The sequence below is a fragment of the Pseudomonas sp. MB-090624 genome (assembly GCF_003205245.1).
Classification (GTDB): domain Bacteria; phylum Pseudomonadota; class Gammaproteobacteria; order Pseudomonadales; family Pseudomonadaceae; genus Aquipseudomonas; species Aquipseudomonas juntendi.
In genome coordinates this window covers 1-20,179 of the sequence record NZ_QJRK01000014.1, presented here as the reverse complement: position 1 = coordinate 20,179, position 20,179 = coordinate 1, and the positions used below count along the sequence as shown (strand labels likewise).

Below are 20,179 nucleotides of genomic sequence, written 5' to 3'. Positions count from 1 at the left end.
GCTACAAGCTACAAGCTACAAGCAAAAGCAGATCGGCTTTTGCTTGTAGCTTGCGACTTGCGACTTGCGACTTGCGACTTGCGACTTGCGCGGCTTGCGCGGCTTGCGCCTCAATACTCGCTGAGGGAAAACTCGGTCAGGCAGAAGGTCGGCACCCCGGCCGCCTGCAGCCGGCGCGAGCCGTCCAGTTCGGGTAGGTCGATGATCGCGGCGGCCTCGAACACCTGCGCACCGGTGCGGCGCACCAGGTTGGCCGCTGCCAGCAAGGTCCCGCCCGTGGCGATCAAGTCATCGAAAATCAACACCGAATCGCCTTCGCACAGGCTGTCGGCGTGCACCTCCAGGAAGGCCTCGCCGTACTCGGTCTGGTAACCCTCGCTCAGCACGTCGGCTGGCAGCTTGCCTTGCTTGCGGAACAGGATCAGTGGCTTGTTCAACTGGTGGGCGATGATCGAACCAATCAGGAAACCCCGCGCGTCCATGGCGCCAATGTGGCTGAACTCAGCCTCGACATAGCGCTCGATGAACTGGTCGGCCACATAGCGCAGCCCGCGCGGCGACTGGAACAGCGGGGTGATGTCACGGAAGATCACGCCGGGCTTGGGGAAGTCCACCACCGGGCGGATCAGGGCTTTGAGGTCGAAGGCGTCGCTGTGCATTGTTGCGGGTATCCTGGGAAAACGAATGCCCAAGTATACCCGCTAAAGACCGGCCTCAGGCCTCCATTGCACCACCGGCCAGCGCACACAGCTGGATCGGGTCGAGGATGTGCACTTCCTTGCCTTCGGCGCGCAGCAGGCCGTTCTGCTGGAAGCGAGTGAACACCCGTGACACGGTTTCCACTGCCAGGCCCAGGTAGTTGCCGATTTCGTTGCGCGACATGCTCAGGCGGAACTGGTTGGCCGAATAGCCGCGGGCGCGGAAGCGCGCCGACAGGTTCACCAGGAACGTGGCAATGCGCTCGTCGGCGGTTTTTTTCGACAGCAGCAGCATCATTTGCTGGTCATCGCGGATTTCACGGCTCATTACCCGCATCAGCTGGCGGCGCAGCTGCGGGAGCTGGACCGACAGTTCATCAAGGCGCTCGAAGGGAATTTCGCACACCGAGGTGGTTTCCTGAGCTTGCGCCGACACCGGGTAGGCTTCGGTGTCCATGCCCGACAGGCCGACCAGTTCGCTGGGCAGGTGGAAACCGGTGATCTGTTCTTCGCCGCTGTCGCTGAGGCTGAAGGTTTTCAGGGCGCCGGAGCGTACCGCGTAGACCGAGCCAAAATTGTCACCCTGGCGGAACAGAAACTCGCCTTTTTTCAGCGGACGCCCGCGTTTGACGATTTCATCCAGTGCATCCATGTCTTCCAGGTTGAGTGAAAGAGGCAGGCACAGGGGGGCCAGGCTGCAATCCTTGCAATGGGCCTGGTTGTGAGGGCGCAGTTTGACTGGCTCGGACATTTGGATCGATCCTTGTGGGAAAGCACACATAAGTCGTAAGGGTAACCTACGACACAGGGTGTAGGCCAGTGTGCGCATCGATGCTGCGCGCTGGCAAAACCCCGGCAGGTGCCCTGCCGGGAGTCCTCGTTCGCCCATAGTGTGCCCGGCAAGGTGGCGTGTCCATGCGGTTGAACGTCTCGCTTTTCAGATAACCCGGGAGAAACGCTGGCGGTTCTGCATCGCCAGGTAGGCATCGAACACCATGCATACCGAACGCGCCAGCAGGCGCCCGGCCGGGAGAATGCGGATGCCCTTGTCGTCCAGGCTGATCAGGCCGTCGCGCTGCAGGGTCAGCAGTTCTGGCCAGAGGTGGTCGAAGTAACCGCGGAAATCGATGGTGAACACTTGCTCGATGGGTTCGTAATCCAGCTGGAAATGGCAGATCAGTTGCTGGATGACCGCCCGGCGGATGCGGTCGTCATGGTTGCACAGCAGGCCGCGCTGGGTCGCCAGTTGGGCGTTGGTCAGGCTGTCCTGGTAGGTGTTGAGGTCACTGCTGTTCTGGCAGTACAAGTCGCCGATCTGGCTGATGGCCGACACGCCAAGGCCGATGAGGTCGCAGTGCCCGTGGGTGGTATAGCCCTGGAAATTGCGCTGCAGGGTGCCTTCTTCCTGGGCGATGGCCAGCTCGTCGTCGGGCAGGGCGAAATGGTCCATGCCGATATAGCGGTAGCCAGCGGCGGTCAACTGCTCGATGGTGGCGTGCAGCATCTCCAGCTTGGCGGCCGCGCTGGGCAGGTCGCTGCTGTCGATCCGCCGTTGCGGCATGAAGCGTTCGGGCAGGTGGGCGTAGTTGAACACCGACAAGCGGTCGGGTTGCAGGCGGATCACCTCTTCGACGGTGCGGGCGAAGCCTTGCGGGGTTTGCTTGGGCAGGCCGTAGATCAGGTCGAGGTTGATCGAGCGGAATTGCAAGGTGCGCGCCGCCTCGATCAGGGTGCGGGTCTGCTCCAGGCTTTGCAGGCGGTTGATCGCGCGCTGCACGGCGGGGTCGAGGTCTTGCACGCCGAGGCTGACGCGGTTGAAACCCAGTTCACGCAGCAGGCCCATGGTCGACCAGTCGGCTTCGCGCGGGTCGATCTCGATGCCGTAGTCGCCGGAGTCATCGTCCAGCAAGTGGAAGTGCTGGCGCAGGGTAGTCATCAGCTGGCGCAGTTCCACATGGCTGAGGAAGGTCGGGGTGCCGCCGCCGAAATGCAGCTGTTCCACCCGCTGTTTCGGTGCCAGGTGGCAGGCGATCAGCTGAATCTCCTGCTCCAGGCGCTGCAGGTATGGCGCGGCGCGGGCGCGGTCCTTGGTGATGACTTTGTTGCAGGCGCAGTAGTAGCAGATGTTGGCGCAGAACGGCACATGCACATACAGCGACAGCGGGCGTACCGCCCGGCGGCTTTCGCGCAGGGCGTGGAGCAGGTCGAAGGAACCCACCTCGCTGTGCAGTTGCACGGCGGTCGGGTAGGAGGTGTAGCGTGGCCCGGCAAGATCGTAGCGGCGGATCAGGTCGGTATCCCAACGAATGTCGTCGAGCATGTGGGCGGTCCCCGGAAAGAGCAGCAGTGAACCGGAGTCTATGGGCGTCTGTAGAAATCTGTGTTGATTTGTATCAAGCGCCAAGCCGCAAGCCGCAAGCGGCAAGCGGCAAGCGGCAAGTCGAAAGTCGAAAGTCGAAAGTCGAAAGTCGAAAGTCGAAAGTCGAAAGTCGAAAGCAGATCTGCTTTTGCTTGTAGCTTGTAGCTTGTAGCTTGTAGCTTGTAGCTTGTAGCTTGTAGCTTGTAGCTTGTAGCTTGTAGCTTGTAGCTTGTAGCTTGTAGCTTGTAGCTTGTAGCTTGTAGCTTGTAGCTTGTAGCTTGCAGCCCTCAATGCCCCATCAGCCAATGCTGGTGCGGCCCGGGCATGGTCCAGATACCAAACAGCATCACCAGCACCCCGCCGGCCACCCGCACACTGCGCCGTTTCAACAAAGTGTTTACCCGCTCTGCCGCCAATCCGGTCGCCAGCAGCACCGGCCAGGTGCCCACCCCGAACGCCAGCATCAACGCCGCGCTGTAGCCGGCATGGCCCTGGCTGGCTGCCCATAACAACGTGCTGTACACCAACCCGCATGGCAACCACCCCCACAAGGCCCCCAGCAGCAACGCACGGGGCAGGCTGGACACCGGCAGCAAGCGCGACGCCAGCGGCTGGATATGCCGCCACACGCCGCGGCCTAGCACCTCGATACGCGTCAGCCCGCTCCACCAGCCGGCCAGGTACAGGCCCATGGCAATCAACAGCAAGGCGGCCAGGACCCGCAGGGCCAGGGCGGCCGGGCTGCTGGCCACGGCCCAGCCGGCCAGGCCCAGCAGCAACCCGGCGCAGGCATAGCTGAAGATGCGCCCCAGGTTGTACGCCAGCAGCAGGCGCAGGCGCCTGCCGCGTTGTTCAGGGGGGATGGCCAAGGTCAGCGCACCCATCAGGCCGCCGCACATGCCCAGGCAGTGGCCGCCGCCGAGCAAGCCGAGCACCAGCGCCGAGCCCAGCAGGGGAAGCAGGTCAGGCACGGGGTGGCAAGTCCTTGTCGGCGTTGCCCGGCGTGTCGTCGGGTTTGACCGCCGCCTGGTGACGAGGGTCCTGGTCGTCGAACAGAATGCTGTGCGCCGGGCCGTCGAGGTCGTCGTACTGGCCGCTGTCCACGGCCCAGAAGAAGATGTACACGGCCACGCCGACCAGCAGCAGGGCTGCGGGGATCATGACATAGAGGGCGGGCATGGCGTACTCCTGGCGGGTTGCGCGGCATTCATCGCGGGCAGCCCGGCGCTGACTGGCACGCGGGTCAGGCGCAGGGCATTGAGCACCACGATCAGTGAGCTCACCGACATGCCGACAGCAGCCCACACCGGGGTGACCCAGCCGAGGGCGGCGAACGGCAACATCAGGCCATTATACAGGGTTGCCCACAGCAGGTTCTCGAGGATGTTGCGGCGGGTGCGGCGCGCCAGTTCCAGCGCCTGCACCAGCGCGCTCAGGCGGTTGGACAGCAGCACCGCGTCGGCGCAGGTCTTGGCCAGGTCGGTGGCGCTGCCCATGGCGATGCTGATGTCGGCGGCGGCCAGCACTGGCACATCATTGACCCCGTCGCCCAGCATCAGCACCTTGCGCCCTTCGGCCTGCAAGGCTTTGAGGCGCTCCAGTTTGTCGTCCGGGCGCAGGCCGCCAATGGCGTGGTCGATGCCCAGTTGCGCGGCGACTTCCGCGACCATCGGCGAACTGTCGCCAGACAGCAGCAGGGTGCGCCAGCCCCGCGCTTTGCAGGCAGCCAGCAGGGCCGGTGCATCATCGCGCAAGCGGTCGTCCAGGCCGAACCAGGCCAATGGCCCCTGGCGGTCGCCCAGCAGCAGCCACTGGCCGCGAGGCTCGGGCACCGCAGGTACTTGCGCGCCGCTCAAGGCGCAGACGAAGCTGGCCTGGCCAATGCGCAGGCGCTGGCCATCGACCAGCCCTTCCAGGCCCAGGCCGGGCACACTCTGCACCTCTTCAGCAGGTGTGGCCGCGCGCCCGAACGCCCGGGCGATGGGGTGCTCCGAACGGTTCTCCAATGCCGCCGCCAGCGCCAGGCAACGGTCCGCGGGGTAGCTGCCGAGTGGGCGAATGCTGCGCAAGGTCAGCCTGCCTTCGGTCAGCGTGCCGGTCTTGTCGAAAATCACCGTATCGATCTGGTTCAGGCCTTCCAGCACATGGCCACGGGTCACCAGCAGGCCAAGTTTATGCAGGGTGCCGGTGGCTGCAGTGAGTGCGGTGGGGGTGGCCAGCGACAGCGCACAAGGGCACGTCGCCACCAGCATGGCCAGCACGATCCAGAACGCCCGCGCCGGCTCCAGGTACCACCACCACAGGCCGATGGCCACTGCGGCCAGCAGCGAGAACAGCAGGAACCCCTGAGAGGCGCGGTCGGCAATTTCTGCCAGGCGTGGTTTTTCCGTCTGCGCACGCTCCAGCAGGCGGACGATGGCCGACAGCCGCGAGTCGTGGCCCAGGGCCTGGACTTCTATGTTCAGCGTGCTTTCCACGTTCAAGGTGCCGCCGGTGACCCGGTCCCCCACTCGCCGCGGCTGTGGCAAGTACTCACCGGTCAGCAGCGATTCGTCGACGCTGGAGCGGCCTTCGACGACGCGCCCGTCGGCGGGAATCACTGCGCCGGGCAGCACCTGTACGGTGTCGCCGCATTGCAGTTCACTGAGCAGAATGCGCCCGCTGCGGCCTTGGCTGTCCAGGCGCAGGCACGAAGCCGGCAGCAAGTTCACCAGTTGCGCCGTGGCCACTGCGGTGCGCTCGCGGGCGCGGCGTTCCAGGTAGCGGCCGGTCAGCAGGAACAGGGCGAACATGCCGACGGTGTCGAAATACAGCTCGCCGCTGCCGGTGATGGCTGTCCAGATACCCGCGCCGAACGCCAGGCCAATGGCCAGTGACACCGAAACATCCATGGTCAGGTGGCGGGTGCGCAGGTCGCGTGCGGCGCCCTTGAAGAACGGCGCGCAGCTGTAGAACACGATGGGGATCGTCAGGAACAGCGCCACCCAACGCAGGATGGTGTGCAGCTCGGGCGACAGGTCGATGTTGAATTCCGGCCAGGTGGCCATGGTCGCCATCATTGCCTGGAACCACAACAACCCGGCCACGCCCAGGCGCCGCAGGGCGCTGCGGTTTTCCCGGGCCAACTGCTCGGCGGCCTGGTCGGGTTGGTAGGGGTGGGCGGCGTAACCGATCTGGCGCAGTTCGGCCAGCAGGCGCGACAGTGGCAGCTGCGAGGCATCCCAGGCAACCAGCAGGCGGTGGTTGGACAGGTTAAGGCGCGCCTCGGCGACGCCGGGCAGGTTGCGCAGGTGTTTTTCGATCAGCCAGCCACACGCCGCACAGCTGATACCTTCGATCAGCAAGGTGGCTTCGGCCAGGTCGCCCAAGTGGTGGACGAAGGTTTGCTGCACGTCACTGCGGTCGTACAGGGCCAGTTCGTCCTGCAACTGCCTGGGCAACGCTTCGGGGTTGGCGCTGTTGTCGCTGCGGTGCTGGTAGTAGTGTTCCAGGCCGCCGGCCACGATCGCCTCGGCCACTGCCTGGCAGCCGGGGCAGCAGAACTCGCGGGGCTCGCCGAGCACCACAGCGGTGAAGCGGCTGCCGGCAGGAACGGGCAGGGCGCAGTGGTAGCAGGGAATGGGTTGGGTCATCACATCATTGCCTTACACATAGCGGCCGGTTGGCGCGCTTCCCTGTAGGAGCGCCCTTGTATCGCGAAAGGGGCGCGAAGCGGCCCCACGATCTCAGCTTCGCAGCATAGGTTGCAGGGGCTGCTGCGCAGCCCTTTCGCGACACAAGGCCGCTCCTACAGGTGCTCGGCGCCTTGGATGGCTTCATCACCAAGCTGCAAGGTCACGCCATGCTCGACCTTCTCCTCCTCGAACAGCCGCCACACCTGGCCACCTTCACTGCCCAGCAGCTCAACGAAACGCCGCCCATCAACCTTGTCTTGCAGCTGCCCCACATAACGCCCGGCCTCGACCTGGCTCAGCAGCACCTTGCGGTCCTTTTCCGGCTGGGTGGGCGATATCAGGTTCAGTTCCAGGTTCTGCGGGTTGCTGTTGCCGGCCAGGCGCAGGTCCACTTCGCCGGTCAGTTCATCCAGGTGCACACTGGCCTGGAGGCGCAGCTTCTGTGCCAGCAGTTCGCGGTCCAGTGAGCGGTTGATGCCCTTGCCCGCCTCGTAGTAATTGTCGTTCACCAGGTTGTCCGGGTTGTTCACGGCGATGCTGACCATGCTCAGGCTCAGGCACACCGAGGTGGTGAGGATAGCAATGATGATCCAGGGCCAGAGGTGCTTGTACCAAGGGTCGGCGGCGGTGGCAGGCATTGTGGGTTATCTCTCTTAGCGGATCTGTGGGCCGATGAAGCGGCTCTTGGCTTCAACCTGCGCGCTGCTGTCGTCGGCGCTGTTGAGGATGAAGGTGATTTCGTTGGTGGTCGATGGCAGTTTTTCCGGCGCCACCGACAGCTGCACCGGCAGGCTGACGATATCCCCGGCGGCCACGCGGATCTCGCGTTGGCCTTCGAGCGTGAGGTCTGGCAGGCCAGTGGCGTCCAGCACATACACATGGTCACGCTGGTCCTTGTTCATGACCTTCAGGCTGTACACGTTCTCGATCCGGCCCTGGGCATTTTCGCGGTACAGCACACGGTCCTTGCTGACGTCGAAACCGACCAGCGAGCGGGTGGCGAAGGCTGTGGCCAGGCCGATGATCATCACCAGCAACACCAGCGCGTAGCCGATCAGGCGGGGCCGCAGCAGGTGGGTTTTCTGCCCGGAGAGGTTGTGCTCGGTGGTGTAGCTGATCAGCCCTTTGGGGTAGTTCATCTTGTCCATGATGCCGTCGCAGGCATCGATGCAGGCGGCGCAGCCGATGCATTCGATCTGCAGGCCGTCGCGGATGTCGATGCCGGTCGGGCAGACCTGCACGCACAAGGTGCAGTCAATGCAGTCGCCCAGGCCTTGGGCCTTGTAATCCGCGCCTTTCTTGCGCGGGCCCCGGGTTTCGCCGCGGCGCGGGTCATAGGAGACGATCAGTGTGTCCTTGTCGAACATCACGCTCTGGAAGCGGGCGTAGGGGCACATGTACACACACACCTGCTCGCGCAGCCAACCGGCGTTGCCGTAGGTGGCGAGGGTGAAGAAGCCAACCCAGAAATAGGCCCAGCCATCGGCCTGGCCGGTGAAGAACTCGATCACCAGTTCACGGATCGGCGAGAAGTAGCCGACGAAGGTCATGCCGGTGACGAAACCGATCAGCAGCCACAGGCTGTGCTTGCTGAACTTTCGCAGGAACTTGTTGGCGCTCATGGGCGCCTTGTCCAGTTTGATGCGCTGGTTGCGGTCGCCCTCGGTGACCTTTTCGCACCACATGAAGATCCACGTCCATACGCTTTGCGGGCAGGTGTAGCCACACCAGACCCGGCCTGCGAACACAGTGATGAAGAACAGGCCGAAGGCCGCAACGATGAGGATGCCTGACAGCAGGATGAAGTCCTGCGGCCAGATGGTGGCACCGAAGATATAGAACTTGCGCTCGGGCAGGTTCCACCACACCGCCTGGTGGCCACCCCAGTTCAGCCATACCGTGCCGAAGTACAGCAGGAACAGCGCGGCACCGCCAACCATGCGCAAACGCCGGAACAGGCCGGTGAAGGCGCGGGTATAGATTTTTTCGCGGGACGCGTAGAGGTCGACGGAGTCCTTCCCTTTCGTGGCAGGCGGGGTTACATCATGTACCGGAATTTGCTTGCTCATCATCAAGTCCCACGGCAGTGGAAAAATGCCGCGGCCAGTGCGTGCCGGCCGCAGTCTCGCGCAATCTGCTAGCGCTCTGCGGTTCATGATACGCCGCTGTGGGCGGCCCGGGGTCGCACTGCGACCTTTAGTCGCGTTGGGTTCGCGGTGTGAATCGTGTTATGGCGGGTGTCAATTGATCCAGGTCATCAGCCTGCGAGAAATGCTTGGCTGTGCCGGCCTTTTCGCGGGCTTGCCCGCTCCCACAGGTCCCTCATCAGCCTCGAGGTTGTGGGAGCGGGCGAGCCCGCGAAGAGGCCAGGCCTGCTTACTCGGCCTTGGCCGGCTCAGCCTGGTGCGACAGGCTGTACACATAAGCCGCCAGCAAGTGCACCTTGTCGTTGCCCTGCAGCTGTTCCTGGGCCGGCATCTGCCCTTGGCGGCCATAGCGGATGGTCTGCTGCAACTGGGCAAAGCTGGAGCCGTAGATGAACGCCTGCGGGTGGGTCAGGTTCGGTGCCCCCATGGCTGGCGTGCCTTTGCCTTCCGGCCCGTGGCAGGCCACGCAGTTGGCGGCGAAGATCTTCTGCCCATTCTGCACATCGGCCTTGACCCCTTGCGGCAGGGTACGGCCATCGAGCTTGCTGACCACGAATGCCGCGACGTCGGCCACACCTTGGTCACCGATCACTTCGGCCCATGCCGGCATCACACCGTGGCGGCCGCCCATGATGGTGGCCTTGATGGTTTCCGGCTCGCCGCCCCAGCGCCAGTCATTGTCGGCCAGGTTGGGGAAACCGAAGGCGCCCTTGGCGTCGGAGCCATGGCATACCGAGCAATTGGAGGCGAACAGGCGTGCGCCCATTTTCAGCGCCTGCGGGTCCTTGGCCACTTCTTCGATAGGCATGGCGGCGAACTTGGCGTAGATCGGGCCGAAGCGCGCCTGGGCCTTGGCCATTTCCTTTTCCCACTCGTGCACGCCGGTCCAGCCCTGCTGGCCGTTGGAAAACTCGGTCTGTTTGTCGTTGTCCAGGTAGGCATAACCCGGCAGCATGCCTTTCCAGTTGCCCAGCCCCGGGTACAGCACCAGGTAGCCGAGGGCGAAGACGATGGTGCCGACGAACAGCCAGAACCACCATTTCGGCAGTGGGTTGTCGTACTCCTCGATACCATCGAAGGCGTGCCCGACGGTTTCGTCGGTCACCTCTTCGCGCTGGCCCTTGCGGGTCGACAGCAGCAGCCAGGTCAACGAGAAGATGGTGCCCAGGGTCAGGACGGTAACGTACAGACTCCAGAAGGTTGTCATTGTTGTTTGCTCCCAGAAGCTTTTGCTTGCTCGACGTGCCGTTTGGCCTCGGGGTCATCGGCGAAGGGCAGTTGGGTGGCTTCGTCGAAGTCCTTCTTGCGCCGTGGGTTGAACACCCACAGCGCCAGGCCCACGAACGCCACCATCACCACGACGGTACCCAGGCCGCGAATCATCCCGATATCCATCAGCGTCACCGTTTGCTCTTGATGATGGTGCCAAGACCCTGCAGGTACGCCACGAGGGCGTCCATTTCGGTCTTGCCCTTGACCGCGTCACGGGCGCCGGCAATGTCGGCGTCGGTGTACGGTGTGCCGAGAGTGCGCAGCACCTCCATCTTCTTCGCGGTGTCCTTGCCGTCGAGCGTGTTCTCGACCAGCCAGGGGTAAGCCGGCATCTTCGATTCCGGCACCACGTTGCGCGGGTTGTACAAGTGCGCGCGGTGCCAGTCATCGGAGTAGCGGCCACCGACCCGTGCCAGATCCGGCCCGGTACGTTTGGAGCCCCACAGGAACGGGTGGTCCCACACGCTCTCGCCGGCGACCGAGTAGTGCCCGTAGCGCTCGGTTTCGGCGCGGAACGGGCGGATCATCTGCGAGTGGCAGCCCACGCAACCTTCGCGGATATAGATGTCGCGGCCTTCCAGCTCCAGGGCGGTACGCGGCTTCATGCCCTCGACCGGCTTGTTGGTCACGTCCTGGAAAAACAGCGGGACGATCTGGGTCAGGCCACCGACGCTTACCGCGATGACCATGAAGAAGGCCAGCAGGCCAATGTTCTTCTCGACGGCTTCATGCTTCATCAGTGCGCTCCCACAACGACGATCTTGGCGGCTTCTTCAGCCTGTGCCGGGTTGGCGGCACGCACGGTACGCAACACGTTGTAGGCCATCAGCAGCATGCCGCTGGCGAAGAACGCACCGCCCAGGGCACGCACGATGTAGCCCGGGTGGCTGGCTTGCAGTGCCTCGACGAACGAGTAGGTGAGGGTGCCGTCATCGTTGATGGCACGCCACATCAGGCCCTGGGTGATGCCGTTGACCCACATCGAGGCGATGTACAGCACGGTGCCGATGGTGGCCAGCCAGAAGTGCGCGTTGATCAGGCCAACGCTGTGCATCTGCTCGCGGCCATACAGGCGCGGGATCATGTGGTACACGGCGCCGATCGAAATCATGGCGACCCAGCCGAGGGCGCCTGCGTGCACGTGGCCGATGGTCCAGTCGGTGTAGTGCGACAGCGAGTTGACGGTCTTGATGGCCATCATCGGGCCTTCGAAGGTGGACATGCCGTAGAACGCCAGCGACACCACCAGGAAGCGCAGGATCGGGTCGGTACGCAGTTTGTGCCAGGCGCCCGACAGGGTCATCATGCCGTTGATCATGCCGCCCCAGCTTGGCGCCAGAAGGATGATCGACATCACCATACCCAGCGACTGCGCCCAGTCGGGCAGGGCGGTGTAGTGCAGGTGGTGCGGGCCGGCCCAGATGTACAGGGTGATCAGCGCCCAGAAGTGCACGATCGACAGGCGGTACGAGTAGATCGGCCGCTCGGCCTGCTTGGGCACGAAGTAGTACATCATGCCCAGGAAGCCGGTGGTCAGGAAAAAGCCCACGGCGTTGTGCCCGTACCACCACTGGATCATCGCATCGGTGGCGCCGGAGTAGGCCGAGTACGACTTGAACAGGCTGACCGGCAGGGAGATGTGGTTGACGATGTGCAGCATCGCGGTGACCACGATGAAGGCACCGTAGAACCAGTTGCCGACATAGATATGCTTGGTCTTGCGCTTGACGATGGTGCCGAAGAACACCACCCCGTAGGTGACCCAGACAATGGCCAGCAGAATCGCCAGTGGCCACTCCAGCTCGGCGTATTCCTTGGTGGTGGTGTAGCCCATCGGCAGGGTGATCAGCGCCCCGACGATCACCGCCTGCCAACCCCAGAAGGTGAAGGCGGCCAGGCTGTCGGAAATCAGCCGCGTCTGGCAGGTGCGCTGCACCACGTAGTAGCTGGTGCCGAACAGCGCGCAGCCGCCGAAGGCGAAGATCACCAGGTTGGTGTGCAGCGGACGCAGGCGCCCGAAGCTGGTCCAGGGCAGGTCCAGGTTCAGTTGTGGCCACACCAGCTGCGAGGCGATGAAGACGCCGAGGCCCATGCCAAGGATCCCCCAGACCACCGTCATGATGGCGAACTGGCGGACGACCTTATAGTTATAAGCAGTCGGACTGATTGCTGTGCTCATTCTAAGGTTCCACGGTTTTGATGTTCTTGTTGGTTGAAAAATCGGCGCCAGTATTGATAACCCTCCGGGTTACCGCAACGCAACTTTGGTACGCCGACCCGTGTCCGGGCCCGTTCACTGATGTCCCGCAGCGCTCGGGTCAGGTGGATTGTACACAAATAACTATCTGTAATGTGTACCGTTTTTCACCTTTTTCTGATCGATCGGTCAAGCTTTTTTTGGGGCGACCACTGGCCAGGCGCGGCGTCTGCGCCGGTGCTTTCGTAGGATGCCCACTGTGGCAACAAGCTTAGTTCTGTGCGGAGGGGGTGCAAGGGAGGGAGTAGGGCGGGGGAGCGCTGGGGCTGCTCTGCAGCCCTTTCGCGACACAAGGCCGCGCCTACAGAAAGAATGCGATCTCCTGTAGGAGCGGCCTTGCATCGCGATGGGCCGCAAAGCGGCCCCCGGGGTATTACTTGGAGGTCACGGTTTCAGCCGCGCCATCCTGCGACAGGCTGTACACATACGCCGCCAACAGGTGCACTTTGTCATTACCCTGAATCTCGGCCTGCGCCGGCATCTGCCCTTGGCGACCGTAGCGGATGGTCTGTTGCAGCTGGGCAAAGCTCGACCCATAGATGAACGCCTGTGGGTGGGTCAGGTCGGGCGCGCCCATGGCCGGGGTACCTTTGCCTTCCGGCCCGTGGCAGGCCACGCAGTTGCCGGCGAAGATCTCCTTGCCCTTGGCCGGGTCGGCCTTGGCGCCTTCCGGCAGTTTACGGCCGTCCATGCTGGTCAGCACGAACGCGGCGACGTCGGCCACGCCCTGCTCGCCAATCACCTCGGCCCAGGCCGGCATCACACCATGGCGGCCGTTCATGATCGACGCCTTGATGGTCTGCGCATCACCGCCCCAGCGCCAGTCCTTGTCGGTGAGGTTGGGGAAGCCGAACGCGCCCTTGGCGTCCGAGCCATGGCAGACCGAGCAGTTGGAGGCGAACAGGCGCCCGCCCATTTTCAACGCCTGCGGGTCCTTGGCCACTTCCTCCACCGGCATGGCGGCGTACTTGGCGAAGATCGGCCCGAAGCGGGCGTCGGCCTTGTCCATTTCCTTTTGCCATTCGTTGGCGCCGGTCCAGCCATTTTCATAACCCGGCAGAATGCCTTTCCAGTTGCCCAGGCCCGGGTAAAGGATCAGGTAGCCGACCGCGAACACCAGGGTGCCGACGAACAGCCAGAACCACCACTTGGGCAAGGGGTTGTCGTACTCCTCGATGCCGTCGAAGCTGTGGCCCATGGTCTGGTCGGTGGGGTTGTGGCTCTGGCCCTTGCGGGTGGCGAGCAACAGCCAGGTCAGGCCAATCAGGCTCCCGATGGTCAGTACGCTGATATACGTACTCCAGAAGGTGGTCATTGCCCGTTACTCCTTTTTGCAGCAGGTTCCTGCCCGGCAGCGGGCAGGCGGTCGTCGACGAAGGGCAGCAAGCGCGCCTCGGCGAAATCACGGTCGCGACGGCGGTTGAATACCCACAGGGAGAGGCCGATGAAGGCGACCATCACCACCAGGGTGCCGAGGCCGCGAATCATGCCGGTGTCCATTTCCATCGCAATCACCTCTTGTTCTTGATCGCGGTGCCAAGCACCTGCAGGTAAGCCACCAGTGCGTCCATCTCGGTCTTGCCCTTGACCGCGTCGCGGGCACCGGCGATGTCGTCGTCGGTGTACGGCACGCCGAGCGTACGCAGGGTGCGCATCTTCACGTCGGTGTGGCTGTTGTCCACCTGTTGGGCGACCAGCCAGGGGTACGCCGGCATCTTCGACTCCGGCACCACGTTGCGCGGGTTGTACAGGTGCGCGCGGTGCCAGTCGTCCGAGTAGCGGCCGCCGACCCGGGCCAGGTCCGGGCCGGTACGCTTGGAGCCCCACAGGAACGGGTGGTCCCACACGCTCTCGCCGGCGACCGAGTAGTGGCCGTAGCGTTCGGTTTCGGCGCGGAATGGGCGGATCATCTGCGAATGGCAGCCTACGCAGCCTTCGCGGATGTAGATGTCGCGGCCTTCGAGCTGCAGCGCGGTGTAAGGCTTCATGCCTTCGACCGGCTTGTTGGTGACGTCCTGGAAGAACAGCGGCACGATCTGGGTCAGGCCGCCGATACTGACCGCCAACACCATCAGCAGGGCCAGCAGGCCAACGTTTTTCTCGATGACTTCATGTTTCATCAGGCAGGTCTCCTCAAGCCAGCTGGGCGTTCGCAGGGGCAGCATCAAGCGCCGGCGAACGCACGGTGCGCCAGGTGTTCCAGGCCATCAGGAACATGCCGCTGAGGAAGATCGCACCGCCGACGAAGCGCACGATGAAGCCTGGGTGGCTGGCCACCAGGGTTTCCACGAACGAGTAGGTGAGCGTGCCGTCGCTGTTCACTGCGCGCCACATCAGGCCCTGGGCAATGCCGTTGACCCACATCGAGGCGATGTACAGTACGGTGCCGATGGTGGCCAGCCAGAAATGCGCGTTGATCAGGCCGATGCTGTACATGCGTTCCTTGCCGAACACTTTCGGGATGGTGTGGTACAGGGCGCCGATCGAGATCATCGCGACCCAGCCCAGGGCGCCAGCGTGCACGTGGCCGATGGTCCAGTCGGTGTAGTGGGAAAGGGCGTTGACCGTCTTGATGGCCATCATCGGGCCCTCGAAGGTGGACATGCCGTAGAACGCCAGCGACACCACCAAAAAGCGCAGGATCGGGTCGCTGCGCAGTTTGTGCCAGGCCCCCGACAGGGTCATCATGCCGTTGATCATGCCACCCCAGCTCGGTGCCAGCAGGATCAGCGACATCACCATGCCCAGCGATTGCGCCCAGTCAGGCAGGGCGGTGTAGTGCAGGTGGTGCGGGCCGGCCCAGATGTACAGGGTAATCAGCGCCCAGAAGTGCACGATCGACAGGCGGTAGGAGTACACCGGGCGTTCGGCCTGCTTGGGCACGTAGTAGTACATCATCCCCAGGAAGCCCGCGGTCAGGAAGAAGCCCACCGCGTTGTGGCCATACCACCACTGCACCATGGCGTCGGTGGCACCGGCATAAACCGAGTACGACTTGGTCAGGCTGACCGGCAGTTCCAGGTTGTTGACGATGTGCAGCATGGCCACCGTCAGGATGAACGCACCGAAGAACCAGTTGCCCACGTAGATGTGCTTGGTGTTGCGCTTGATCAGCGTGCCGAAGAACACGATGGCGTAGCAGACCCAGACGATGGTGATCAGGATGTCGATCGGCCACTCCAGCTCGGCGTATTCCTTGGAGCTGGTGTAGCCCAATGGCAGGCTGATGGCCGCCAGCAGGATCACCAGCTGCCAGCCCCAGAAGGTGAACGCGGCCAGGCCGGGGGCGAACAGGGTGGTCTGGCAGGTGCGTTGCACCGAATAATAGGAGGTGGCGAACAGCGCGCAGCCGCCGAAGGCGAAGATCACCGCATTGGTGTGCAGTGGGCGCAGGCGGCCGAAGCTGGTCCAGGGGAGGTCGAAGTTGAGGGCAGGCCAGGCAAGCTGGGCGGCGATGAAAACGCCGAGCCCCATCCCGATGATTCCCCACACCACCGTCATGATGGCGAATTGGCGGACCACCTTGTAGTTATAGGCGGTACTGCTGGTTGTGTTCATGTATGGGTTCCCATCCACGGTTATTTGGCAGGCTTTACAGCGAGGCAAGCATGATTAATGGGCAAAGTGCCGGTATTGACGGGGATCAATGGGCGAAGGTCGGAAATGTCCCAGGCTTGCGCTGCGATCTTGCGCAGGTCGAGGGCGGGGAGGGTTACAAGGGCTGCCTGATCCTGGCCCATGGTGCCGGTGCGCCGATGGACAGCGGGTTCATGGACGAAATGGCGCAAAGGCTTGCGGCACTTGGGGTAGCGGTGCTGCGCTTCGAGTTCCCGTACATGGCCGAGCGCCGGGTTGGCGGTGGCAAGCGGCCGCCGAACCCGCAGAAGGTATTGCTGGAAAGCTGGCGCGAGGTGTACCGGCAGGTGCGACCTTTGGTCGCGGGCAAGCTGGCGGTGGGTGGCAAGTCGATGGGCGGGCGCATGGCCAGCCTGCTGGCCGACGAACTGGGCGCTGATGCGCTGGTGTGCCTGGGCTATCCGTTCTACGCGGTGGGCAAACCCGAGAAGCCGCGCGTGGAGCACCTGGCCGGGTTGAGAACCCCGACGTTGATCGTGCAGGGCGAGCGCGATGCGCTGGGCAACCGGGAAGCGGTGGCAGGGTATGCGTTGTCGCCGGCGATCGAGGTGAGCTGGCTAGTGGCGGCGGACCATGACCTGAAGCCGTTGAAGGCTTCGGGGTTCAGCCATGAGCAGCATTTGCAGGCGGCTGCGCAGCGAGTTGCCAGCTTTTTGGCAGGCATACGCTTGTAGGAGCGGCCTTGTGTCGCGAAAGGGCCGCGCAGCGGCCCCGGCAATTCACGCGGCGAAGCTAAAAACTGGGGCTGCTTCGCAGCCCTTTCGCGACACAAGGCCGCTCCTACAACGAGCGTGACAATAGCGAACAATTAATCGCGGTACTCGCACAGGTAAGCGGTGTCTACCTTCACCTGCAGCTGGAACTTGCTGTCAGCCGGTACATTGAACGTGTCGCCCGCCTTGAAGGTTTCCCAGTTGTCGCTGCCTGGCAGCTTGACGATCAACGCACCCGACACCACGTGCATGATTTCACGCTTGGCAGTGCCGAACTCGTATTCGCCCGGGGCCATCACGCCGACAGTGGCCGGGCCTTCTTCGCCCGTGAAGGCGATCGACTTGACGGTGCCGTTGAAGTACTCGTTGACCTGGAACATGGGCGTCTCCTGAAAAAGGGGAGGAAAAAGGGCTGGCCAGTATGCCCAAGCCCAATGGCCTCGTCATCTGCTTTCAGGGCCCGTCGGCGGGCAGGCTCAAGGGCAGCAGCCGCGCTGTGTTGCGCGCATCTTCCAGGGCCCGGTGCTGCTGCCCGCAAAAGTGCATGCCAGCCAGTTGCAGGGCGCCGTTCAGGCCGGCAGGGCGCTGCAGGTGGCGGGCCTTGGCAAAGCGTTGCTTGAGGTTGATGTGCGCCAGCGTGCGCAGCAGGCTGTCCAGGCCGTGCAGGTGCCATTCCTGATGCAGTTGCTGGCGGTCGTAGTCGCCCCAACTGACCCAGGCCTGCAACTGTTCACGATGCTGCCCGAGCCAGTGCTCGAAGCTGGCCCATACCTCGCGAAACGGCGCGGCCGCATCGACGTCGGCCTGGCTGATGTGGGTCAGCTCGCGACAGAACGGGGTCAGCTGCGGGCGCCGCCGCGGGCGCACGAAACGCTGGAAGTGGTCGACCTCACGGCCTTCGCGGGTGACCAGGCTCGCGCCGATTTCAATGACTTCCATCTCCGTGACCGGCCACCCACCCTCATCGGTGGTGGCCTCCAGGTCGATCACCAACCAATGGCCCATACCAGGCTCCCTTGCAGATCCTGCTAGAGCGTAGCCAAACTCGGCGCATCCGGCACCTCGTGGCATTTTGCCGCCCGTTTTGCCACCGCCAATGGCGTACCGAGGGGCACGAAAGCCGGAGGCAGCAGTTGTGCCGCCCCGGTAAAACGCCTAGCTTAAGCGAACCCAGGCATGAACCGTGATGAATGTCCGCCTTTACCCTTGCGCCCGGCCTGAAGGCCTTGTCCACCCTCATGTTGCTGGCTGTTTACTGGTTGGCCGTACCGGCATGCGCGGCAGGTGCCATCGAGGTGAAAGTCGGTGCCGCGCATTTCCCGCCGTATACGGTGCGCCCCGAGCAGGGCGCCGACAACGGCTTGTTGCCGCAGTTGGTCGCTGCGCTCAACCGTGCCCAGCAGCGCTACCGCTTCGTATTGGTGCCCACTTCCATCCAGCGGCGTTTCAGTGACTTGCAGCAAGGCCGTACCGATATGGCCATTTTCGAGAACCCGCAGTGGGGCTGGGAGCAGATCCCCCATCAACAGGTGGACATGGGCTTGGAAGATGCCGAAGTGTTCGTGGCCCGCCAGGTGGACGGGCGCGCCCCGCATTACTTCGATGACCTGAAGGGCAAGCGCCTGGCCCTGTTCAACGGCTATCACTATGCGTTCGCCGGTTTCAACGCCGACCCGCGCTACCTGCGCAACGCCTACAATGCGACGTTGACCTATTCGCACGACAGCAACCTGCTGATGGTGCAGGCGGGCCGCGCCGACATTGCCCTGGTCACGCGCTCCTACCTCAGTGACTTCCTGGCACGTAACCCGTCCAGCCGTGCGCAACTGGTTGCATCGCAGCGCATCGATCAGGTTTACCACCACTATGCGCTGCTGCGGCCCGCCGCGCCCATTGGCGAGCGGTCGTTCGCTGAACTGTTGAGAGGCTTGCGTGATAGCGGTGAGCTGGCGCGCATTTTCCAGCCTTACCGCATCGCCGTCAGTGCGCCCGAGGACTAAATTGCCGCCGCGTGGCATCGTTCTCGACAGTGAGCCCTTTGTTCATTTCGCGAGACCCACCCATGCCCTTCGATGCCGATTCGCAGCCACAGTCACCGCCACGTTGGCGCAGCCTCAGTGCCGAGGAGGGGACCAACAGGCTGAGCCTGACCCTGGAGGGCCGCCCGCTGGCGCAGGTGCGCCTGCAGGCGGGTCCAACCTTGCAGGTACACCTTGAGCAGTTGTGCCCCGAGCGCCCTTATCAAGCCTTGTGGGCGGCCTGCTATTGGCTGTTGTCCCGTGACAGTGCCTGCCAGCGCCTGATCTGGCACCTGCCCGAGGTGGTGCCGCAGGCATTGGCCAGCGGCCTGCTGCTGGTGGGCGATGTGCCTGGCCAGTACCTGTGCGAGCGCGCGCTGTTCTGGCAATTGCCGCAGCCCTGGCTGGGTGAGGCGCTGGCTGCCCCCTACCCGCAGCAGATGCAGATCCGCAACGGCAAGCGCCACCCGCGGCGGGCGCCCAAGCCCCGTGGCGAGGTCTATCGGCGCTTCGATGCGCGGCTGGGTAGCTGGGTGTCGCTGCGCACCCTGGACATCGAGCATGACGTGGAGCGCTTCAACCGCTGGCAGAACGACCCGCGCGTGGAGGCGTTCTGGCAGGAAAGCGGCACGCTTGCCCAGCACCGCGAGTACCTGGCCAAGCTGGAGGCAGACCCGCATACCCTGACGTTGATTGGCTGCTTCGACGATCAGCCATTTGCCTATTTCGAGGCTTACTGGGCCAAGGAAGACCGCATTGCACCGTTCTACCCGGCCGATGACTACGACCGCGGCATCCACATGCTGGTTGGGGAACAGAGCCATCGTGGCCCGCACAAGGTCGCCAGCTGGCTATCGGCGCTGGTGCATTACCTGTTCCTGGATGACCCGCGTACCCAGCGGGTTGTCGCCGAGCCGCGTGCCGACAATGGCAAGATGATCGGCTACATGCACGACCAGTGCTTCCATTGCGAGAAGGAGTTCGACTTCCCGCACAAGCGCGCGGCGCTGATGATTCTGGGGCGGGAGCGGTTCTTCGATCGTTGCAGGCTCGCCTGATGGCGAGAGCTGCAAGCGGCAAGCGGCAAGCTACAAGCGGCAAGCTATAAGCTACAAGCTACAAGCTACAAGCTACAAGCTACAAGCTACAAGCTACAAGCTACAAGCTACAAGCTACAAGCTACAAGCTACAAGCTACAAGCTACAAGCTACAAGCTACAAGCAAAAGCCGATCGCGTTCTGCTTTGGCTTTTTCTTTTAACTTGTAGCTTGAAGCTTGGTAAGCGTCCGGCGAACTCACCTTCCGAACTCCAGCATTAAGGGCGATGGTGTCCGCGTATTTTTAAGCGGACGCGATCACCCTTATCGCCAGGATTTCCATGCGCCAACGAAGCTCTTATCCGAAA

General features: G+C 63.4%; 21 protein-coding genes. 3 read left to right on the top strand and 18 right to left on the bottom strand.

The features are described from left to right. Window positions 1–110 precede the first annotated feature (110 nt). The 16 genes from DMX12_RS09995 to ccoN (DMX12_RS09905) form a co-directional block, all read right to left on the bottom strand. On the bottom strand, window positions 111–659 hold the full coding sequence (locus DMX12_RS09995; protein WP_009683910.1) for an adenine phosphoribosyltransferase: 549 nt from the start codon (window positions 657–659) through the stop codon (window positions 111–113). Window positions 660–714: 55 nt separating this feature from the next. Beyond that, on the bottom strand, window positions 715–1,449 hold the full coding sequence (fnrA, locus tag DMX12_RS09990; RefSeq protein ID WP_009683909.1) for a Crp/Fnr family transcriptional regulator FnrA: 735 nt from the start codon (window positions 1,447–1,449) through the stop codon (window positions 715–717). Between the two features lie 186 nt (window positions 1,450–1,635). Continuing rightward, window positions 1,636–3,018 carry an oxygen-independent coproporphyrinogen III oxidase gene (gene hemN / locus DMX12_RS09985; protein ID WP_110677333.1) on the bottom strand — a complete coding sequence of 461 codons (1,383 nt, stop codon included), beginning with the start codon at window positions 3,016–3,018 and terminating at the stop codon, window positions 1,636–1,638. Between the two features lie 326 nt (window positions 3,019–3,344). Further along, the gene (locus tag DMX12_RS09980; RefSeq protein ID WP_054881972.1) at window positions 3,345–4,028 is read right to left on the bottom strand and encodes a sulfite exporter TauE/SafE family protein; all 684 of its coding nucleotides are present in this window, start codon (window positions 4,026–4,028) and stop codon (window positions 3,345–3,347) included. Then, complete coding sequence (gene ccoS, locus DMX12_RS09975; RefSeq protein ID WP_054881973.1) at window positions 4,021–4,236, bottom strand: cbb3-type cytochrome oxidase assembly protein CcoS; 216 nt, start codon at window positions 4,234–4,236, stop codon at window positions 4,021–4,023. Before ccoS ends, DMX12_RS09980 begins: the two co-directional genes overlap by 8 nt. Continuing rightward, window positions 4,215–6,689, bottom strand: coding sequence for a heavy metal translocating P-type ATPase (locus DMX12_RS09970; RefSeq protein ID WP_110677329.1), 2,475 nt, complete (start codon window positions 6,687–6,689; stop codon window positions 4,215–4,217). The genes ccoS and DMX12_RS09970 overlap by 22 nt, the downstream gene beginning before the upstream one ends. 155 nt (window positions 6,690–6,844) lie before the next feature. Further along, complete coding sequence (locus tag DMX12_RS09960) at window positions 6,845–7,369, bottom strand: FixH family protein (RefSeq protein ID WP_009683903.1); 525 nt, start codon at window positions 7,367–7,369, stop codon at window positions 6,845–6,847. Between the two features lie 15 nt (window positions 7,370–7,384). Continuing rightward, entirely contained in the window at window positions 7,385–8,800 is a 1,416-nt protein-coding gene (ccoG, locus tag DMX12_RS09955) for a cytochrome c oxidase accessory protein CcoG (RefSeq protein WP_110677327.1), read from the bottom strand. A gap of 307 nt (window positions 8,801–9,107) precedes the next feature. Further along, window positions 9,108–10,085: a cytochrome-c oxidase, cbb3-type subunit III gene (gene ccoP / locus DMX12_RS09945; protein WP_054913027.1), complete on the bottom strand. Its 978-nt coding sequence runs from the start codon at window positions 10,083–10,085 to the stop codon at window positions 9,108–9,110. Beyond that, entirely contained in the window at window positions 10,082–10,273 is a 192-nt protein-coding gene (locus tag DMX12_RS09940) for a CcoQ/FixQ family Cbb3-type cytochrome c oxidase assembly chaperone (protein WP_009683899.1), read from the bottom strand. The genes ccoP (DMX12_RS09945) and DMX12_RS09940 overlap by 4 nt, the downstream gene beginning before the upstream one ends. A gap of 5 nt (window positions 10,274–10,278) precedes the next feature. Further along, complete coding sequence (gene ccoO / locus DMX12_RS09935) at window positions 10,279–10,887, bottom strand: cytochrome-c oxidase, cbb3-type subunit II (protein ID WP_009683898.1); 609 nt, start codon at window positions 10,885–10,887, stop codon at window positions 10,279–10,281. Beyond that, window positions 10,887–12,329 carry a cytochrome-c oxidase, cbb3-type subunit I gene (gene ccoN, locus DMX12_RS09930; protein ID WP_110677322.1) on the bottom strand — a complete coding sequence of 481 codons (1,443 nt, stop codon included), beginning with the start codon at window positions 12,327–12,329 and terminating at the stop codon, window positions 10,887–10,889. The genes ccoO (DMX12_RS09935) and ccoN (DMX12_RS09930) overlap by 1 nt, the downstream gene beginning before the upstream one ends. Before the next feature lie 451 nt (window positions 12,330–12,780). Continuing rightward, entirely contained in the window at window positions 12,781–13,722 is a 942-nt protein-coding gene (gene ccoP, locus DMX12_RS09920) for a cytochrome-c oxidase, cbb3-type subunit III (protein ID WP_009683896.1), read from the bottom strand. Further along, window positions 13,719–13,913 carry a cbb3-type cytochrome c oxidase subunit 3 gene (locus tag DMX12_RS09915; RefSeq protein ID WP_009683895.1) on the bottom strand — a complete coding sequence of 65 codons (195 nt, stop codon included), beginning with the start codon at window positions 13,911–13,913 and terminating at the stop codon, window positions 13,719–13,721. The genes ccoP (DMX12_RS09920) and DMX12_RS09915 overlap by 4 nt, the downstream gene beginning before the upstream one ends. Window positions 13,914–13,918: 5 nt before the next feature. After that, on the bottom strand, window positions 13,919–14,527 hold the full coding sequence (ccoO, locus tag DMX12_RS09910; RefSeq protein ID WP_009683894.1) for a cytochrome-c oxidase, cbb3-type subunit II: 609 nt from the start codon (window positions 14,525–14,527) through the stop codon (window positions 13,919–13,921). A 13-nt stretch (window positions 14,528–14,540) separates the two neighbouring features. Continuing rightward, window positions 14,541–15,965: a cytochrome-c oxidase, cbb3-type subunit I gene (gene ccoN / locus DMX12_RS09905; RefSeq protein WP_110677320.1), complete on the bottom strand. Its 1,425-nt coding sequence runs from the start codon at window positions 15,963–15,965 to the stop codon at window positions 14,541–14,543. A 50-nt stretch (window positions 15,966–16,015) separates the two neighbouring features. Between ccoN (DMX12_RS09905) and DMX12_RS09900 the strand changes: the two genes are divergently transcribed. Beyond that, entirely contained in the window at window positions 16,016–16,717 is a 702-nt protein-coding gene (locus DMX12_RS09900; protein WP_110677319.1) for an alpha/beta family hydrolase, read from the top strand. 134 nt (window positions 16,718–16,851) lie between these two features. Here the strand turns inward: DMX12_RS09900 and DMX12_RS09895 are convergent, their stop codons facing one another. Both DMX12_RS09895 and DMX12_RS09890 read right to left on the bottom strand, forming a co-directional pair. Further along, the gene (locus DMX12_RS09895) at window positions 16,852–17,136 is read right to left on the bottom strand and encodes a pyrimidine/purine nucleoside phosphorylase (RefSeq protein ID WP_009684816.1); all 285 of its coding nucleotides are present in this window, start codon (window positions 17,134–17,136) and stop codon (window positions 16,852–16,854) included. Between the two features lie 73 nt (window positions 17,137–17,209). Continuing rightward, window positions 17,210–17,761 carry an exonuclease domain-containing protein gene (locus DMX12_RS09890; RefSeq protein WP_054882195.1) on the bottom strand — a complete coding sequence of 184 codons (552 nt, stop codon included), beginning with the start codon at window positions 17,759–17,761 and terminating at the stop codon, window positions 17,210–17,212. 185 nt (window positions 17,762–17,946) lie between these two features. Between DMX12_RS09890 and DMX12_RS09885 the strand changes: the two genes are divergently transcribed. Continuing rightward, window positions 17,947–18,756: an ABC transporter substrate-binding protein gene (locus DMX12_RS09885; RefSeq protein WP_110677315.1), complete on the top strand. Its 810-nt coding sequence runs from the start codon at window positions 17,947–17,949 to the stop codon at window positions 18,754–18,756. A 62-nt stretch (window positions 18,757–18,818) separates the two neighbouring features. Further along, window positions 18,819–19,832, top strand: a complete 1,014-nt coding sequence (locus DMX12_RS09880; protein ID WP_110677313.1) for a GNAT family N-acetyltransferase — start codon at window positions 18,819–18,821, stop codon at window positions 19,830–19,832. Window positions 19,833–20,179: the final 347 nt, after the last annotated feature.

Bases quoted from the DNA above. Each gene is read 5' to 3' on its own strand.
- ccoG (WP_110677327.1), bottom strand. From the start codon at position 8,800: ATGAGCAAGCAAATTCCGGTACATGATGTAACCCCGCCTGCCACGAAA.
- ccoS (WP_054881973.1), bottom strand. From the start codon at position 4,236: ATGCCCGCCCTCTATGTCATGATCCCCGCAGCCCTGCTGCTGGTCGGC.
- ccoN (WP_110677322.1), bottom strand. From the start codon at position 12,329: ATGAGCACAGCAATCAGTCCGACTGCTTATAACTATAAGGTCGTCCGC.
- DMX12_RS09940 (WP_009683899.1), bottom strand. From the start codon at position 10,273: ATGGATATCGGGATGATTCGCGGCCTGGGTACCGTCGTGGTGATGGTG.
- ccoO (WP_009683894.1), bottom strand. From the start codon at position 14,527: ATGAAACATGAAGTCATCGAGAAAAACGTTGGCCTGCTGGCCCTGCTG.
- DMX12_RS09880 (WP_110677313.1), top strand. From the start codon at position 18,819: ATGCCCTTCGATGCCGATTCGCAGCCACAGTCACCGCCACGTTGGCGC.
- DMX12_RS09895 (WP_009684816.1), bottom strand. From the start codon at position 17,136: ATGTTCCAGGTCAACGAGTACTTCAACGGCACCGTCAAGTCGATCGCC.
- ccoN (WP_110677320.1), bottom strand. From the start codon at position 15,965: ATGAACACAACCAGCAGTACCGCCTATAACTACAAGGTGGTCCGCCAA.
- ccoO (WP_009683898.1), bottom strand. From the start codon at position 10,887: ATGAAGCATGAAGCCGTCGAGAAGAACATTGGCCTGCTGGCCTTCTTC.
- DMX12_RS09885 (WP_110677315.1), top strand. From the start codon at position 17,947: ATGTCCGCCTTTACCCTTGCGCCCGGCCTGAAGGCCTTGTCCACCCTC.
- DMX12_RS09900 (WP_110677319.1), top strand. From the start codon at position 16,016: ATGATTAATGGGCAAAGTGCCGGTATTGACGGGGATCAATGGGCGAAG.
- DMX12_RS09890 (WP_054882195.1), bottom strand. From the start codon at position 17,761: ATGGGCCATTGGTTGGTGATCGACCTGGAGGCCACCACCGATGAGGGT.
- DMX12_RS09995 (WP_009683910.1), bottom strand. From the start codon at position 659: ATGCACAGCGACGCCTTCGACCTCAAAGCCCTGATCCGCCCGGTGGTG.
- DMX12_RS09970 (WP_110677329.1), bottom strand. From the start codon at position 6,689: ATGACCCAACCCATTCCCTGCTACCACTGCGCCCTGCCCGTTCCTGCC.
- fnrA (WP_009683909.1), bottom strand. From the start codon at position 1,449: ATGTCCGAGCCAGTCAAACTGCGCCCTCACAACCAGGCCCATTGCAAG.
- DMX12_RS09960 (WP_009683903.1), bottom strand. From the start codon at position 7,369: ATGCCTGCCACCGCCGCCGACCCTTGGTACAAGCACCTCTGGCCCTGG.
- hemN (WP_110677333.1), bottom strand. From the start codon at position 3,018: ATGCTCGACGACATTCGTTGGGATACCGACCTGATCCGCCGCTACGAT.
- ccoP (WP_054913027.1), bottom strand. From the start codon at position 10,085: ATGACAACCTTCTGGAGTCTGTACGTTACCGTCCTGACCCTGGGCACC.
- ccoP (WP_009683896.1), bottom strand. From the start codon at position 13,722: ATGACCACCTTCTGGAGTACGTATATCAGCGTACTGACCATCGGGAGC.
- DMX12_RS09915 (WP_009683895.1), bottom strand. From the start codon at position 13,913: ATGGAAATGGACACCGGCATGATTCGCGGCCTCGGCACCCTGGTGGTG.